This window comes from Ochrobactrum sp. P6BSIII (assembly GCF_014138065.1).
Lineage (GTDB): Bacteria > Pseudomonadota > Alphaproteobacteria > Rhizobiales > Rhizobiaceae > Brucella.
In genome coordinates this window covers 63,225-79,691 of record NZ_JACGXB010000018.1, presented here as the reverse complement: position 1 = coordinate 79,691, position 16,467 = coordinate 63,225, and the positions used below count along the sequence as shown (strand labels likewise).

Sequence of the window (16,467 nt, the reverse complement as noted above, 5' to 3'; positions counted from 1 at the left end):
TGGAATTGAGGTGTGTTCAACTAGCTTGAGCTGCCGTGCCGTAGAAGGCGATCTGCACTCTCTGTGCTGCAGCACGGAGCCTGGCGGCAAGGTCATTGGCGATCAGCGGTTCCATCCGGCTTTTTGAACTGAAGACAGAAAGGCCGCAGATCATTTTACCGGACGGATTGAGGACTGGCACAGCCAGCGCATAGACATCAGGTTCGCGTTCACCACGATTATAGGCGAGGCCTGTTTTCCTAATTTCATGGAGTTCGGCGACAAGGCCTGACCGGCTTGGCACAAAGCCGTCGTTGAGTGTTTTCAGTTCAACTCGGTCAAGATAGGCATCAAGTGCGGCGTCGCTTAAATGCGCCAGCCACAATTTGCCATGCGCGCTGGCATAGGCTTCGAGATGGCTGCCAAGCTGAATGGATACGAACATCGGTCGATCAGGCAGAGCGCGAGCGATACAGATCGCACTTTCCCCGTCAAAAGTGGAAGCAAGTGTCCCTTCGCCAACTTCCTTTGTCAACTGATCAAGAACAGGTTGCAAGGCGCTGCGCAGATTGTCCGCACCAGCCGCGCGTTTGCCCAATTCGGCGAGTTTGTATCCCAGTCGATACTGACCACGCGACACAGCAACGAGTGCGCCGGCGGCTTCAAGGGTTTTTAGAAAACGGTGCGCGGTAATGGTATTCAACCTCAGGCGCGAGACGACATCGCTCGTTCCAATCTGAAGCAGTTGATCGTCGAATAAGTCCAATATCTGGAAGGCTTTAATAACCGATCCATTGGCCTGGCTCATGTCGCATCTTTCTCCCGACCGGACGCGCTGATCATAAAATATCAAAGCATGTTGACATGAGAAGTATAACGGAACTAGCATTAATAGCAATAAGTATTTCACATATAGAAATATATGCTGAGAGCAGAACTGGATGCGAAATTCTCAGGAGGAGCAAGACGCATGGATGTTCGATACCAGACTGGCCATTCCATGACTGCAGGAGGCGCGCTTCTGGCGCGGCTGAAAGCTGTTGGCGTGGACTATATTTTTGCCAATTCCGGTACCGACTTTCCTCCTATTATCGAGGGGCTGGCTGAAGCCAAGGCTAACGGCATTGCATTGCCGGAAGCGCTTGTCATTCCTCACGAGTCCGCCGCTGTCGCGATGGCGCACGGATACTATCTCGCATCAGGTCGCCCACAGGCGGTGATGGCGCACACCAATGTCGGTCTTGCAAATTGCGCCATGGGCGCCATCAATGCCGCAGCTGAACAAATCCCCATGCTGTTGTTGTCGGGGCGAACGCCAACGCTTGAAAAGGGGCGTTTTGGTGCGCGCACAGTGCCGATCGGCTGGGGACAGGAAATGCGCGATCAGCATGCGCTGGTCCGCGAAGCTTCCAAATGGGACTATGAACTCCGCTTTCCAGAGCAGATACCAGACGTCATTGACCGGGCATTTGCCATTGCGAGTTCCACACCACGAGGCCCAGTCTATGTGAGTGTTCCACGCGAAGTGCTGTGTGAGGTCGTTGAGTATGAAGGCTTGACCGCACCCAGCCGGGTGGCGGCTTCCGTTTCTGCGCTTGACCTTGATGGCGTGAGCGAACTAGCGAAGGCCATCCATGCTGCGCAGCGCCCCTTGTTCGTAGCACAGAGAGGTGCTGGGACACAGCAGGGTTTTGCTGCTCTGGATCGGATTGCCTGCAACTGGGCTATCCCTGTCAGCCAGTATTGGGCGGTACAGCTTGCGCTTGCGACCGATCATCCCTTTTCAACTGGCGACGAAATTGCGCCGTGGATTGAAGAGGCGGATCTCATCGTCGTGCTGGATTGTCTGGCGCCTTGGTCCCCCGCCATTCACGAACCGAAAGCAGATTGCCGGATTTTTCAGGTGGGTGCGGATCCGCTTTACGAGCGGTTCCCCTATCGGAATTTTCCGTCGGACCGGACCATTACCAGCGAGCTCGGCCCGTTTCTTGTTGCATTGGAAAAGGCGCTGGAGGAATTCGGCGTCGAAGGCAACCGTAACGTCGATGATCGTCGCGAAGATGTACAGGAACGCTGTCGCACGCGACGGAAAAAAGTCCTTTCCAGGGCTGAGACCGGGCAGAACTCCGGCATAACGAAAGATCACGTTAGTCTCTGTCTTTCGCGGGCTGTTCAGGGTCACGAGGTATCAATTCTGTCGGAGCTTGGCTGTCTGATGGAGACAGTGACATTGAACGGGCATGGAAGCTGGTTTCAGGAACCGCATTCGGGTGGTCTTGGCTGGTCTTTCCCCGCTGCTCTCGGCATAAAACTGGCAAAACCTGACAGGCTTGTCGTCGCGACGATGGGTGATGGCTCCTATATGTTTGCTAATCCAGTCGCCTGTCATCAGATCGCGGAAGCTCTGGGCCTTTCGATCGTGGTTGTGGTGGTCAACAATTCCGAATGGGGCGCGGTGCGCCAGTCGGTCGCCAATCTCTATCCGGAAGGTTATGCAGCGCAGGCCAATATCATGCCATTGACTTCGCTGGGGCCTACACCCGACTTCACGATGATCGCGCAGGCCAGCCGCGCCTTTGCACAGCGCGTCGATCGAGCGGACGATCTGCCCGCGGCATTGGAGGCTGCTGTCACGCACGTATCAGCAAACAAGGGCCTGGCGTTGGTCGAGGTCAGTGTCATTCCGTGAATAGCTGTGATGTATTGACGGCGGCAAAAGGGAGCTGACGACATGGATAGGCTGGTAAACGCGATTGAGCGCGCAATACAATTGCACAGCCAAAAGGCTACCCGGCCACTTGGTTGTGCACACTGAAAGTCGGCGGATCAATCGCGTTACCAATGAAGTTGATCAATGCTGCAGGCCCCGCCATTGCTTGCGGGGCTTGTTGATCTGCTTAAGAGGCGGTGTGAAAACGTGATGCGACACCTATACGTCGCGGGTCGCTCCGGTGTTCAATAATTCAAAACTTGATTGTCAGCCCGGCGCGATATGTACGGCCGGGAGCTGGCATAAAACTTTGTGCCAATGCATCTAGATAGTACCGGTTTGTGATGTTCTGGACCGATGCGTTGAAGATGGCATCGTCTCTAAGCTTGTAACTCATAAAGGCATCGAAAATCGCTACCGGGTGATAAACGAGCTGCGGCGTCGTCGCACCGGTTTGCCAAGGCTCGCTTACTTTCTCGGTGGGGCCGGATGTATAGGTCATTCGCCCTCCCAGGATTAGCTTTTCCTCGAAGAAGCGGCTGCCCAAGGTCAGATTCACCGCATATTTGGGCGGGTTCTGTGTATTGGTATAGGAACCCATGAAGCTGCCCGGCGTGCAATCGGGTGTATTCTCGGTATGTTGATAAATCCCCGCGGTTTCGCGCAAGTATGACGCAAATGCGGGATCGCATGTCTCGGTTTTGAAATAATAGGTGGCCGACAGATCGGCAAATAGTTTACCATTGTCAAACTTGGACTGAAACTCAAGGCCGCTTGTCTTGTAACTTTCTGCGTTTGAGAAAGTCATCACGCCGTTCGTATTTGGATCATAGTAGCGGGTGATGTAGTCTTTGACATTGGAGTTAAAGTAGGCAAGCTTTAACGAAGTCGTGTCGCCCTCGCTTAGCAGATTATCAAGTGTGGTGCTGGCTCCAATCTCCCAGTTGCGTGAACGTTCCGGCTTCAGCCCACCTGTCGGCTCTACCTGAAGTGTTCCCAAGGTCGTCTCAAAAAGCGAAGGCATGCGCATGCCTTCTGCATAGCTCACATAAAGGAAGGTCTCCGGCGCAATCTCGTAATTTGCACCAAAAGCAGGGGTGAACCCGCTGTCTTTGGCCGACATTGGAGACCCTCGGTCAAAGCCGACAACGGTTTCCGACCAACGGGGATCAAATGCGTGCGTATAGGTGGCACCAAAATCATTGAAAGGCACTCCATCGAATGGATTGTTGCTGTCACCAAAGAGCAGTCCATTGTTCAGGCGAGGGTCTGTGGCATCGCCAAACACACCATTTGCATCCGGTCGCCAGAACATATAGCCAGAATCTTTGGAGTTGGATGCATATATCCAGCGGCCAAAAACCTCCTCCCAACGCGCTTTCGACATAGCATTGCGGTCTTTAGAGCGAAACATACTGTAACGACCGCCACCCCGGAATTCGAGTGTATCAATTGGCCGATATTGAAGTTGACCTGAAAGGCTCATCTCCGTTCTCGAACCATCACGCAGAAACCGGTTGGTGTTAAGATCGTGCTCGGTAATAACAACACTGTCTTGTGGCCGGATATCCTCGTGCTGGAACGAACCACCGAGCGTGAGGTTGAAATCGCCAAACCGGGTTGCAAAATCCGATTTGTTGGAGACATCACCGCCAATACGACGATTGGACATTCTGACCCAACTACGATCACTTGCGAAATACTGTGACTTGGGACCTGTAACGCCGTTTATCTGACTGCTTTGTGCATCTGTCCACCACAGATTGGCCTTGAGATTAATCCAGTCATTGTCGGCGGGATCAAACGCGTAACGTGTGGAAGCGGAATTGATCAGCATCTCACCTTGCGGATACTGATAGACGCCAGCTGTTCCGGAGCGGAAAATATCGGATGGCATGATTTCGCCGAAGCGACCGTCGAAGCGACGGTAGCTAAGTTCCAGTTCCTGTTCATCCGTTGGTCGGATTGTTGTCTTCAATAGAATGGATTCTGTCTTGGCAGATGTATTGAGAACTTCTTCGCCCAGCGCATAGGATGTCGCCGCAGAATTTTGCTCATAGCCGGAGCTACCAAATATACGGTATTTATCGTGGCCATGACGCCCGGCGATGTAGTTGCCCTGATTGCGGCGGGCATAGGCTGCGATGAAATCGAAATTGTCCTGCTGGAAGGCAAAAGCTGCACTGCCTGACCTGGCATCGGAGTCAAACAGATTGTCTTTGCCTTGCTGAGGCTTGGCAAACAACTCACTGCTGCTTTCTATCTGGGAATTGCGATGCGGTGGCTTAATACCGTTGTCCCACAATTCGCCCTTCAATCGCACACCGATATTCTTGCCAGGACTGAGAATGTCTTCGGGACGCAAGGTTGTGATCGCGACAGTGCCGCCAATTGCGCCGGCTGCACCGGCAGCCAGTCCCGGCCCCTTGCTTATGATCATGTCGCTGACGAGATCAGGGTCAAAATAGCTCCGCTGTTGCGTGCCCGCGTAGCCGCGGTAAACATTCAGAGCCTGCTGCGATCCATCCACGGTGACCGCCACGCGGCTTTGTCCCTGCATCCCGCGAATATTGACGTCCACGCCACCGCCGTTCCTGCTATCAGCGACTTGAATACCAGGTAGACCCTTGAGAGTGTCCGCTGGGGAGAGGGGGCCATAGCGGCCCAGTTCCTCGCCGGAGACATAAACGCTGGAGCGAGGCGCAGTATAAACCGAAGCGGCTTCCGTTATCCTTGAGTTGCTGACTACGATTGTCTCCAGCAAGGTCGTTCCATCATTGGGCGCAATAGTGGTTGAGTTTTCAGGGGTGGTTGCCCTGCGATCAAAGATGCTCACCGTATGCGCATCGATGAAACGATGGTCTAACCCTGATTTCGATAGCAGTTGGGTCAGTGCAGCATTGGCAGACTGGCGACCTGTGATAGCAATGGATGGCCCCTGGATAGGATTGCCGTCCTGTCTCACTATCTGGATACCGGTTACCTGCGTGAAATCAGCAAGAGCCGACAGAAGCGGCTTCGACGGAATATTGAAAGCGAACATGGAGGGTTCGTTTTGCAAACCCATATCCTGCGCCAAGACTCCTGGCGTTCTTGCGACTACCAGCGCGATTAACGAAATGCTGCCCACGGCGAGCGCTGTTCTGAGTGTCTTTTCCATGAACCGTCCCTGTTCAATTGCATGGGCATCAAGCCCTTCATGCAAAGAACGGACGAGACCGGGAAAACCCGTAAAAATAATCCGTAATTTCTACAGAAAGCAGTTTAGCGGTAGATAAACGTCAGCAAACCCGGGATTTTTCTGACTTTTAGGCCTAGCACTGATTGCAGTGCTGCGAATATTGCATCAGTATCATCTGTACGGAATACACCCGAAAGCTGTAGGTTCTTGATGTTTTGGCCCGAGACTACAATCCGACCCGTCGTATAACGCGAAACTTCTGACAAGACGGTTTCGAGTGGTGTCTGGTTCATAATGATGAGCCCCCGACGCCAGGAACTCATCCTGTCGATCTCGGCATTTTCCAGCTTGTGAAGACCGCCGGGCGAAGCTGTTGCAACATTGCCTGCTTCAAGCTCGATTTGGCTGTCTGCGGAGTGAACTGAAACCTCGCCGCTTTCCACGCTGACTGTCGTTTTATCGCTTTTCTCGATATCGACGGTGAAAATTGTTCCGAGAACGCGGACGGTTGCGTTTTGTGTTTCGACATAGAACGGCCGGTTTTCATCGCGCGCTACGTTAAACCATGCGCGACCACGGATGAGTTTAATATGACGTTCGTCGGCCAAAAACGTCGTATCCATGGCACTGTTGCCATCCAGATAAATCTTGGTTCCATCCGAAAGTGCAACTTCACGGTGGGTTCCAGGCGATGTGGCATAGTCCGCAAATCCTCGGGCTATCAAACCTTCATCGCGCCAGATTGCGCCCAAGCCAATGAACAGGACGGCCGAGGTTGCAACGGCCGTCCATTTCAAGACCGGGTAAGAGACAAAATATTCAACCCGCCCAAATTTGGGTCCGCTTGATCTGGCGACAATCTGAGCCGGTGCTTTCAAGTCACCCCACAGCTTGCAAATGCTGTCATAGGCGTCCGAATTAGCGGGACTGTCTTGCAACCACAATTGAAATGAGCGCTTTGTATCCTCCGTCACCGGATGACTGCTCATACGGACAAACCACGTCGCGGCTTCATCAATCGCTACGTCTTTCGACTTTTCGTGGTTGCCAGATTCCAACATACTTTTGCTATTTAAAGTTAGGACACATGAAACGCAATCAGCCATGGGACTGCTGCCACTTATGGCAAAAAGCTATGGCGGCGGCCATTTCTTTCTCGACGGTGCTGATCGAAACGTCGAGCGTTTGTGCGATTTGTCCATAAGCCATGCCATCGACGCGCGCGAGCAGGAAGATTTTCGCACGGCGGCGCGGCAGGTGATTGATCGCTTCGAGCAGAACAGCGAGGTCACGTTTCGACGAAACGATACGTTCGGGCTGGATGTGCTCCACAAAAATCTCGTCACTCGCTGGCTCGCCGCCAGCGTCATGAACCTTCCGCCTGCGAATGTGATCGAAGGCCAATGTTGTCAAAGTACGAACCACCAGTCCTCTGTCACCGTCTGAAAGTTCGCGCGAAGAGAGCTTGATGTAGGTCTCCTGAAGGATGTCGTCGGCGTCGTGCGCATTACCGAGAAGTTTTACGGCAAACCGTTTCAGACGCGAACGCTCTCGTACAAAGAAACGTTCAAAAACGGCATTCATCGAAGACATACACTTGATCCAAAGACACATTCAGAAATATGAGTTATTTAGTCATGTTTTCGACGAAGGGCAACTCCGAATAGAGAACTTTCGGAATAGACTAACTAGCCATTCATCAACAGCAGATGCGGCGCGAGACGCTCAGACGCCAAGTTTCAGCCGTCGTAGCCGGTATTGGTAATCATTTTTTTGCACGCATTGGCATTCCAATGGATCATTCAATGGGAGAGAATAATATTCTAGGCATTGGGGAATAATCAGAAATGACGATAATTCAAATCAAGTTCTTTATATAAAATTATTTTTTGATTCAAATTTCCGTTGTAATCAAAAATGTATTTATTTGATTAATACTGATCAGTAAAATCTACCATTTATATTGAATTGCATTGTTTAATATATCAGTGCCTTTTGCACTGGTGGTAATGTCTATTTCTGTCGTATAAGCGAAGAAATTTATCCAGGAAATAGACTTCCGCCACCAGGTGATTTCAATTCGATGCCGTCGAGACGTTCACGAGTTCTACTTTTGGGAACTCTATTCACACTGATTGTCGGTTTGATACCATTGGGCTTAAGCGTCTTTTGGTCTTACCGCTCTGCTCTGCAAATTGAAGAACAGAAAATCGATCTTCTTGCGCAGCAGGCTGTTGAGCATTCGACGTCGATTTTCGATGAGGTTCGACAGGTTCTAGTGGACTTAAGCAAGTTGTCTTTGCCTGTCTGCTCGCCTGAAATGATGGCTCGTATGCGCAGCCTGACTGTTGTCTCTGATGTGATTGAAGACATCGCCTACTTTGAGGGCACTCGGCAAAAATGTACATCTTGGCGCCTGGGGCCGAGGGCCATTAAACGCCCGGATAGCAGTTACAAGACCGCTGAGGGGGATATCATTACCCTCAACTATAGGCCGACCCCTAGTTTTCAAAAAGACATGATTGGAATCTGGACCGGCCCTTTTGAAGCGTTGATGCTGCCCACACGCCTTTTGAATTCTACGGTCATCGAGGGCGTTGCCGTGGTGCTTCTGAATAATCAGGGGACCGTGATCAGTGAACGTAACGCTACTCAGGATCAGCTTTCAATCGCAAAACACAGGTTGGCGCATGATGGGGTGGGCAAGGGCTGGCTCTCCGGTATTGCGCGTAAAGATGATTTGGTAGCCGTTGCGCTCGAAAATCCCTCTGTGATTTGGCCGCAATTCAGGGAGAACCTTGAACAGTCTTTGCCCATTGGTTGTATGCTCTCTCTGCTCGTCATCGGTCTGTCGGTCAAATACTGGCGAAATCGGCTTTCAAAAAGAATGGAGCTTGAACTTGCCATTCGTAACCACGAGTTCATCGTCTTTTATCAACCGATTATTCGATTGCACGATGGCATTTGTGTTGGCGCCGAAGCTCTGGTGCGTTGGAAACGGCCAAACGGTGAGATCATTGCGCCCGATTCATTTATCCCCCTTGCGGAGGAAACTGGTCTCATTGAAAAGATCACAGACCAGGTGATCGATCACGTCATTCAAGATCTGAACCATATACTTGTTAATGACCGTTCGTTGCATGTTACGATCAATCTTACGCCGGAGGACATTGAAACCGGTCGTGCTTTGAATACGCTCGATGCGCTTCTACTTTATAGTGGTATCGAAAAGCGCCAGATCTGGCTGGAGGTGACAGAACGCAGCTTCATCAATGCGGAGATTGCACGCGAAACACTGATGGTTGCGCGAAACGCGGGGTACGTTATTGCCCTTGATGACTTTGGGACAGGCTATTCCAGCTTGCAGCATTTGCAGGGATTGCCGTTGGATGCATTGAAAATTGATCGATCCTTCGTGAGCGCGGTCAAAGAGCCTTCTACAAGTGGGTCACTCACCCAGCACATCGTCAATATTGCCAGAGATCACCGGCTGTTCAGTGTGGCTGAAGGCATCGAAACAGGGCAACAGCTCGAAGCATTGCGTCTTATGGGCGTTGAATTCGGGCAAGGCTGGTTGTTTGCGAAGCCATTGCCAATAGAGCAATTTCTAATGTTTCTCGCCACCTGCAAAGCCAGTCGTACGTCCTGACTTCACTAGAACTGGGCAATCGATGCAAGGGAAATGCACCAAATGGTAGACCGCCGCGATGGAAGCTAGTTTTGTGTGGGGTCGCGCACAGCTTCCAGGCTGGTGCCAGCCTGGTTACTTTTCGTAGAAGCGATAAGCATTGCGTCCGGCTGCCTTGGCCGCATACAGCGCCGTATCAGCCATAGTGAAAATCTCCGTGTCAGTTTCGTCGATAAGCAGAGCTAACCCTATCGAGCCGGTGATGGAAATACGATCTCCGTTGAGTTCTACCGGCATTCTGAATTCGGATAACAATCTTTCAGAAAGGCTGATAACTTCGTCACGACTGGTGATCCCGGGTGCCAAAATTGCGAATTCATCCCCTCCGATACGCGCTACGATATCTGATTCACGACAGGCATTCTTGATGCGACTGGCTGTTTGTACGATGCACGCGTCTCCTGCCAAATGCCCCAGCCGATCATTAATATCCTTGAACCCATCAAGATCAATCAGAAGCAGGCACCCTCTGATGCCGTCATGATTTGGCATCAGGCAGAAATCTTCCAAGCACTTGTTGAATCTATACTTGTTCACCAAACCCGTCAGTTTGTCATGCTCTGCATCGTGGAGGGCCCGATCAAACATGAGCTTTTGTGCGGTAATGTCCTGCTTCATGCCGTACAGTCTGACCGGAACATCGTTCTCGCATTCCACCGAAGCGGTCAGGCGCACCCATTTGTGTTCTCCGGTTGACAGCACAATTTCTGCATCCAGTGTGAAGCCGCTTCGATCGTTGATGGCCTGTGTTCTTCTAAGTTCCAGTTCTTTGCGCGATGCTTCGGTGTAGAGAGCCAGCGTATTTTCTCTTGTTAGCGGGCTACCGCGCTGCAAGCCAAAAATATCATACACAAAGTCGGTCCAATGCAATCTCTCATTCGGGAGAGTGCATTGCCATATCCCGACCTTGGCAACTTTGGCAGATTGCTCGAAAATCAGGCGCATGTCCTGTAGAGCAAGGGCCTGTTCGACAAGCATCTTCTCCTGCGCTTCGAGGCGCTCGCTTAACCGCGATATCTCATCCAACAAATCTGTATTTTTCCTTCCGGGGCGAGCTCATCGCAAGCGCTGCTGATATTGTCCATTTATCCTCGCGATGGAAATGTCTTGATATTGCTTCATGCGATTTTGTCTTCGAGCATAGACAATATCTAAATCTGAGTTTGCTAATATGCAATTTCGTAAATCATATAATTGCAAAATATTTCAGCGCGTATGATTTTATTTCAAATATGAAGGAAAGCGTTATAATTATTATAATATATAATTTGATGAGAAGAGTTATCCCGTAATTTATGTATAATAATGATTAGTTTATTATAATTAATAAAATATTTATCTATATATTGGCTGCCTGCATGCGCGGCAATCGATATTTGCGATGCTATGAGCGCGCGCCAAAACTGTTGGTGATCTTTTGGCTGTTGTTTGCCCTCGGCCGACTATTGCCGGGGAGAGGCATGGCGCCTGTTCGAATGCTGGCCATGGGCTACATCGACCTGTTTCGCGGACCTCCTGCGGTGGTCGTCATCTATCTGATTTGCTTCGGCCTACAACGCCGAAATATTTCGCACCGGGATTGAATCCGTTCATCCCAGCCAGTACTCGCCGGCTCTTTCACTGGGGTTGCCGCCGCGGAGCGCGCTGTTACATGTGATCCTTCCTCACGGAATCGGGCGGGTTGTCCAACCACTGCTTGGCGGCTTTGTTGCACTGCAAAAGGACACGGCTCTCGTCAACATCGTTGGGATCATCAACGCGCTCGCGCAGCCCAAAATCTATGCGACCAACCACTACAACCTATCCGCTGTCACGACCGTCTGTATCTTCTTTATCCTCATCACAATTCCGCAGACGCGCTTCGTCGATTACCTTCTCGCACGGCGTGCCAGGAGCGCAAATGTTGGCTCATCATGAGCGCGTTCATCGAGATATCAAACGTGTAAAATCTTACGGAACATTTGCGGTACTCAATGGCATCAATTTCTCCGTCGATGCCCACGAGGTCTTCTGTCTGGTTGGTGCGCGAACTTGCCAGAATGGAATGACTATTCTGATGGCCACGCATGAGATGGCGTTTGCGCGAGAGGTTTCGACCCGCATCTGCATTCTTTCAAAAGGTGTGCTGGTTGAGCAAGGAACGCCCGATCAAATATTCGACAATCCACGCGAATTTGAGACGCGCAATTTCGTTCGTTCACAAATCAGCTCTGTAGCATGGTAAGGCAACACCGTTATGGAAAACTCATTTGGAGCAGTTGTCCCGCTGTCTTGTACGTACCCGTCCGTGTCAATGGCCGGAGAGTACAAGTGTGCGTACCGGCAACATGACCGCTTGAATTCGCAAAATCATGGCGTGAACCAGTGCCGTCGCGTCGACAGCATGTAGGAAGATCGATCTCATCGTCCCGGCCTTGCCCGATTGAAGCTCCTCGTGATTGCTGGTGTAAGCATTGGCAATGCAGCTACTCCCAGGGGGGATATCTGCGAGCTGACCTTCGTAAAGTGGTTCAAGTGTGACCGTGATTGTCCCGGGCGTTGAGAGCTGCTTTACATCAACAAGTTGGTCACTTGCGCGGACTTGTCCACCTGCAATTACATCCTGCACTTCGGTCACAACCATTGGGATGATTGTGAAGGGTTTCCCTATGCACGTCGCTTCCGCGATCATGCCTGGCTTCATGACTTGAGCTTCGATCTGCCCAAAACCAGCGACAAGTCCGAGCCTGCCCGCCGTTTCAGGAACCAACACCCCGGCAGGTCGAAGTAACGGATTGACGACTTCACCGACCCTCAGTGTAAATTGTTGCACAGTGCCGGTAACGCCCGCCTTAACGATGGTTTTATTGAGTTCCACTTTGGCTTGCTCGGCGGAGGCCTCGACGCTGGCCTTTTGGGCCGGAAGCAATGTGGCAAGTTTGGTTTCGAGCGTTTGTTTTGTGGCTGCGGCTGCTGCAAGCTCACTTGCTTTACCATCAGCAATGGATTGGAGCCTTTCGACCTCGTTGCGGGCAGCCACATTGCGACGTTGCAGTTCGGTCTGGGTGTTTACATCATTCTTCGCTTGTAGGAAGGCGGCCTCGGCCTGCTTGATGCGCGCGTCGGCTGCAACGAGATCACTTTTGGCAACGAGCATCTCAGCATCTATTTCAGCAATGCGCTTTTGTGCTGTTTCCAGTGCTGCCTTCTGCTGACTGCTATCCAGTTTGAATAATGGTTCTCCGGCATTCACTTTTTGATTTCGGGTCACGTAAACCTGGTCCACGCGGCCACTGATTTCAGGGAGGATTGTTACCGTTCGAAATGCTGCAGTGGCGTTGGATGTTGATGGATGGAAGTAGAAGATCATGGTGATCAAAGAGACGGTAAGGATGATGCAGGCAGTAATCCCCCATCTGAGTTCGAACCAGACGGAGTAGATCGTAATTTCTCTCCCTATCCGTTTTCCTTGACGGAATCTCCGGAACAAATAGTCCGGGAATATCGTGATCAACGAGCAAAGCAAAAACTCCAGCATTATTGTTACTCCTGCTTTTTCTCGTTGATTTTGTCAGGTGCAGAATTGACAACTGGTGCGGCTCCGGCGGTATTCGCAATGGATGCCGCAGGGATGGTTGTGTGCGCCGTGTCGTAATTGGAAGGTGTGCTCATCTGGCTCATCGGTGTAGGCGCAAGCCCATGTCGGACTATGATGCGTAAAGATCTGGCCATAGAAGTTATTGGAGAAAGGAAATCCGGTAGCTCTGCCATCGCAATCAATAAGGCTGCAATCCAGAAGAGCTGATTGTGGGTGAAGAGCGAGATCAGTCCCAGAACCGCAACTAACTGAATTTGGACCTTATGCGTCCGATGCGCGATATGTTCCGGTAAGGCGTGGAGCCTTAAGTAGAGAACGCCGGTTAAAAACACAACGAACACCAGAAAGACAATCACGATGTTCAGAAGTACATCGGTTTGCCCCGGTGGTGTGATAAACGGAGGTAAATGCTCAACCCCCGCTTTATGCACGGCATCCGCTACTTGATCCATGCTGATCCAGCTCCTCATTGTCGGCACATGCCAAGCGCTTCATCAAAGATGATGACAATAAGGAGCGCCACGATCCGCCAACTCTTCTGCTCGAGAATGCCAACGTAACCAAGTTATTAAGTAGAGCTGATAATATAGTCTAAAATTATGGTTCCGTATAGCGGGAGTTTTTTATTGCACCGCGTAACGGTTGGGGCAGGGAAGAATGGAATGGTCGAGCAGCTTAATCATCCCAAGGGTAATCGTCGGCCAGGTTTACGTGTGCCCATGAGCGCGGTGTACGCGGATAGGAGAGAGCATTCGGCTCGGCCATCTATCTAAATATAAGCTATTAAAAATTCAGAAATACATTATTCTGTGGTCAACACGCGAACGAAATGCCATTCTTGGAATAATCGCTATTTTACTTTCTTTGATGTTACTTGTCGCCTTATGAGCGGTTCAGGCTTCTTCTTTCGACGGCTTTGAACACGCAAAGAGAGGAAGATCGGGGTGGCGCACCATGGTTTCTCGTGCAGCGCAGTCGTCGGGTTAGCCGACGTATCGGGTAAGGCTTACGCTTCGTTTATTCGGTCAGAGGTCAATGCTGCAGCAGGCGCGGAGAATTGACGATGGAAATGTTGGTGGCTTTGCGAACTGGCGCGATAATGTTGGTCACATTGATCGCGTTGTCCATTTTGCAAATCCCCGGTTGGGCGCAGACAGCTCATTCCGAGGTGCCACCCGAGAAAGTCAGACAGCTTCTTGATGTGCTCAATGAGCCGGACGTTAAGGCCTGGCTGGAAAGCAAAGCTGCCCCGCCCCCGGTTGCTGAGCCCGCGCTTTCCGATACGTTTGCAAGCTGGGAAACTGCGGTTCGCAACCGTATAGTACGACTTGTAGATGCGGTGCCTCGTATCCCTCAAGAACTGGCGAACGGGGCCGACAGGATCGCCCGTGACGTCAACGACGGTCGGCCGGGCCTTGTGATCTTCATTCTCGCCGTGCTGATGGCCGTGGGGTTCGGTGCTGAATGGCTGGTTCGGAAATTGTTACCGAAGGAACCACCATCAGCCTCGGGGCGGGATTTTGTTCCGCGGGCAATTCTGACCAATCTGGCTGCGTTGCTCACCTTTTCATTAGCGAGTGTCGGGTCATTTCTGGCGTTGGAATGGCCGCCATTGTTGCGGAGGATCGTATTGACCCTCCTGGTAGCCATTATTGCGTTTCGCGTGGTGCGGGCTATCTGTACGCCTGCCACTATCCTCCTGGCCACCCAGCCTTCGGCTTCATCAGATCAGTTGTCCGACGACGTGATGAAAGAGACAGTTCCCGTACAATATATGGCTGCAGATAGTGTTGAGACGGCGCGCTTCTGGCGCCGACGTATCAGCATTTTGGCCGGAATTTTCTTGTTCGGCTGGGCAATCGTCAGCGTCATGCGCGCCATCGGCTTTTCGCCAGAAGTTGCACAGATCGGGTCATATTTGCTGGGGCTTGGATTGCTGGCAGTCGCAATCGAAGTGGTTTGGCGCCATCCTGATCGCCACCCATCGGCTTTGAAAGGAATGTTGCTGACCCTCTTTCTGATCGCTCTTTGGCTGGTCTGGGTCGGCGGGATGCTGGGGCTGTTGTGGATCGGTATTTATGCGCTGGCGTTGCCGCCCGTCCTGCGTGGTACAGGCCGCGTTGCGCAGGTACTTGTCGGTAATGACAAACGAGCTGGCGCGGTCGGCGTTATATTCGATGTCATCGTCGCCAGAGGAGCGAGAGCGCTGGTCATCGCGGCGGCGGTCTTCTGGCTGGCTTATCTATGGAAATTCAGCGCCGCAGCCCTTTCGGGGAATGGGCTCGGTGAGCGCTTGGTCAACGGCGCATTCAACGCCATTATAATTCTTGTTGTAGCGGATTTGCTCTGGCAGTTGGCGAAGGCATTGATTGACTATCAGTTGAGGCCCATCGATCCAGCCGACAGCAGCGGCGCGGCGATGGCGCGTTCGGGCCGGCTGCGTACCCTGTTGCCGATATTCCGCAACGCGCTTGCCGCATTCATTGCCGTTGTGGCTGTGCTGACAATCCTGTCGGGCATGGGTGTACAAATCTTGCCGCTGATCGCCGGTGCCGGCATCTTTGGCGTTGCCGTCGGCTTTGGCGCACAAACGCTTGTGAAAGATATTCTGAGCGGGGTTTTCTATATGCTCGACGATGCGTTCCGCGTCGGAGAGTATATCCAAAGCGGATCATACAAGGGAACGGTGGAATCTTTCAGTCTGCGTTCGATCAGACTACGGCACCATCGCGGGCCGGTTTTCACCGTTCCGTTCGGCCAGCTGGGTGCCATCCAGAACATGAGCCGTGATTGGGTGATTGAGAAGATGACAATTGGCGTCACGCACGATTCGGACGTGGAACTGGCCCGCAAGCTTGTCAAGAAGATCGGTCAGGAACTGGCGGTGGACCCGGAATTTGCGGCAGACACGATCGAGCCCTTGAAGATGCAGGGTATCGATAGTTTCGGCGAGTATTCGATCGTGCTTCGGATGAAGTTGATGACCAAGCCTGGCACACAGTTCGGCATAAAGAGGCGGGCCTTCATGATGATCAAGAAAGCTTTCGAAGAAAACGGTATCAAGATTGCCTATCCTACAGTTCATGTCGAAGGCGGCAGCGAGACGGCTGCTGCCAGCCACGAGATCATGCGCAAGATGCAGGCGGAAGCCGCGGCAACAGAGGAGGCAAAAGCATGATTGCCAGAGATCGCACGAACGCAGATCTGACAAAGTGGAGTTGCCGCACCCTTGCATCAGTCGTTGACTGGGCGTTGTTGGACGTTCAGGACTTATGATTGACTGAGTATCGAGCCTCAAACAAGAATGATTGCAAATGACGAGTAAGAAGCTT

At 51.8% G+C, this 16,467-nt stretch carries 11 protein-coding genes and 1 pseudogene; 5 read left to right on the top strand and 7 right to left on the bottom strand.

Annotation, left to right across the window (positions count from 1 at the left end; all coding sequences use genetic code 11):
* Positions 1-16 precede the first annotated feature (16 nt).
* On the bottom strand, positions 17-787 hold the full coding sequence (locus FHW00_RS20855; RefSeq protein WP_176168353.1) for an IclR family transcriptional regulator: 771 nt from the start codon (positions 785-787) through the stop codon (positions 17-19).
* A 162-nt stretch (positions 788-949) separates the two neighbouring features.
* Between FHW00_RS20855 and FHW00_RS20850 the strand changes: the two genes are divergently transcribed.
* Complete coding sequence (locus tag FHW00_RS20850) at positions 950-2,668, top strand: thiamine pyrophosphate-requiring protein (RefSeq protein ID WP_078340084.1); 1,719 nt, start codon at positions 950-952, stop codon at positions 2,666-2,668.
* Between the two features lie 274 nt (positions 2,669-2,942).
* Here FHW00_RS20850 and FHW00_RS20845 read toward each other — a convergent pair whose 3' ends face one another.
* From FHW00_RS20845 to FHW00_RS20835, 3 genes are all read right to left on the bottom strand, one after another.
* Entirely contained in the window at positions 2,943-5,849 is a 2,907-nt protein-coding gene (locus FHW00_RS20845) for a TonB-dependent receptor domain-containing protein (protein ID WP_078340085.1), read from the bottom strand.
* Positions 5,850-5,953: 104 nt separating this feature from the next.
* Positions 5,954-6,976, bottom strand: coding sequence for a FecR domain-containing protein (locus FHW00_RS20840; protein WP_078340086.1), 1,023 nt, complete (start codon positions 6,974-6,976; stop codon positions 5,954-5,956).
* Complete coding sequence (locus FHW00_RS20835; protein ID WP_162762677.1) at positions 6,969-7,463, bottom strand: RNA polymerase sigma factor; 495 nt, start codon at positions 7,461-7,463, stop codon at positions 6,969-6,971. The genes FHW00_RS20840 and FHW00_RS20835 overlap by 8 nt, the downstream gene beginning before the upstream one ends.
* 520 nt (positions 7,464-7,983) lie before the next feature.
* On the opposite strand from FHW00_RS20835, the gene FHW00_RS20830 reads away from it, so the two are divergent.
* On the top strand, positions 7,984-9,519 hold the full coding sequence (locus FHW00_RS20830; RefSeq protein WP_176168354.1) for an EAL domain-containing protein: 1,536 nt from the start codon (positions 7,984-7,986) through the stop codon (positions 9,517-9,519).
* Positions 9,520-9,633: 114 nt separating this feature from the next.
* Here FHW00_RS20830 and FHW00_RS20825 read toward each other — a convergent pair whose 3' ends face one another.
* Positions 9,634-10,587, bottom strand: coding sequence for a GGDEF domain-containing protein (locus FHW00_RS20825; protein ID WP_078340089.1), 954 nt, complete (start codon positions 10,585-10,587; stop codon positions 9,634-9,636).
* A gap of 525 nt (positions 10,588-11,112) precedes the next feature.
* On the opposite strand from FHW00_RS20825, the pseudogene FHW00_RS20820 reads away from it, so the two are divergent.
* A pseudogene (locus tag FHW00_RS20820) lies at positions 11,113-11,475 on the top strand (ABC transporter permease subunit); the annotation flags it as partial.
* Positions 11,459-11,782: a hypothetical protein gene (locus FHW00_RS20815; protein WP_078340091.1), complete on the top strand. Its 324-nt coding sequence runs from the start codon at positions 11,459-11,461 to the stop codon at positions 11,780-11,782. The pseudogene FHW00_RS20820 and the gene FHW00_RS20815, both read left to right, overlap by 17 nt.
* 66 nt (positions 11,783-11,848) lie before the next feature.
* On the opposite strand, the gene FHW00_RS20810 is transcribed toward FHW00_RS20815, so the two are convergent.
* Together FHW00_RS20810 and FHW00_RS20805 are read right to left on the bottom strand one after the other, a co-directional pair.
* Positions 11,849-13,075, bottom strand: a complete 1,227-nt coding sequence (locus tag FHW00_RS20810) for an HlyD family secretion protein (RefSeq protein ID WP_078340092.1) — start codon at positions 13,073-13,075, stop codon at positions 11,849-11,851.
* A gap of 5 nt (positions 13,076-13,080) precedes the next feature.
* The gene (locus FHW00_RS20805) at positions 13,081-13,587 is read right to left on the bottom strand and encodes a hypothetical protein (RefSeq protein ID WP_176168355.1); all 507 of its coding nucleotides are present in this window, start codon (positions 13,585-13,587) and stop codon (positions 13,081-13,083) included.
* 611 nt (positions 13,588-14,198) lie between these two features.
* Between FHW00_RS20805 and FHW00_RS20800 the strand changes: the two genes are divergently transcribed.
* A complete protein-coding gene (locus FHW00_RS20800; RefSeq protein WP_078340093.1) occupies positions 14,199-16,313 on the top strand; it encodes a mechanosensitive ion channel family protein in 2,115 nt (704 codons plus the stop codon).
* Positions 16,314-16,467 lie beyond the last annotated feature (154 nt).

Bases quoted from the DNA above. Each gene is read 5' to 3' on its own strand.
- FHW00_RS20855 (WP_176168353.1), bottom strand. From the start codon at position 787: ATGAGCCAGGCCAATGGATCGGTTATTAAAGCCTTCCAGATATTGGAC.
- FHW00_RS20850 (WP_078340084.1), top strand. From the start codon at position 950: ATGGATGTTCGATACCAGACTGGCCATTCCATGACTGCAGGAGGCGCG.
- FHW00_RS20845 (WP_078340085.1), bottom strand. From the start codon at position 5,849: ATGGAAAAGACACTCAGAACAGCGCTCGCCGTGGGCAGCATTTCGTTA.
- FHW00_RS20840 (WP_078340086.1), bottom strand. From the start codon at position 6,976: ATGGCTGATTGCGTTTCATGTGTCCTAACTTTAAATAGCAAAAGTATG.
- FHW00_RS20835 (WP_162762677.1), bottom strand. From the start codon at position 7,463: ATGTCTTCGATGAATGCCGTTTTTGAACGTTTCTTTGTACGAGAGCGT.
- FHW00_RS20815 (WP_078340091.1), top strand. From the start codon at position 11,459: ATGTTGGCTCATCATGAGCGCGTTCATCGAGATATCAAACGTGTAAAA.
- FHW00_RS20810 (WP_078340092.1), bottom strand. From the start codon at position 13,075: ATGCTGGAGTTTTTGCTTTGCTCGTTGATCACGATATTCCCGGACTAT.
- FHW00_RS20805 (WP_176168355.1), bottom strand. From the start codon at position 13,587: ATGGATCAAGTAGCGGATGCCGTGCATAAAGCGGGGGTTGAGCATTTA.
- FHW00_RS20800 (WP_078340093.1), top strand. From the start codon at position 14,199: ATGGAAATGTTGGTGGCTTTGCGAACTGGCGCGATAATGTTGGTCACA.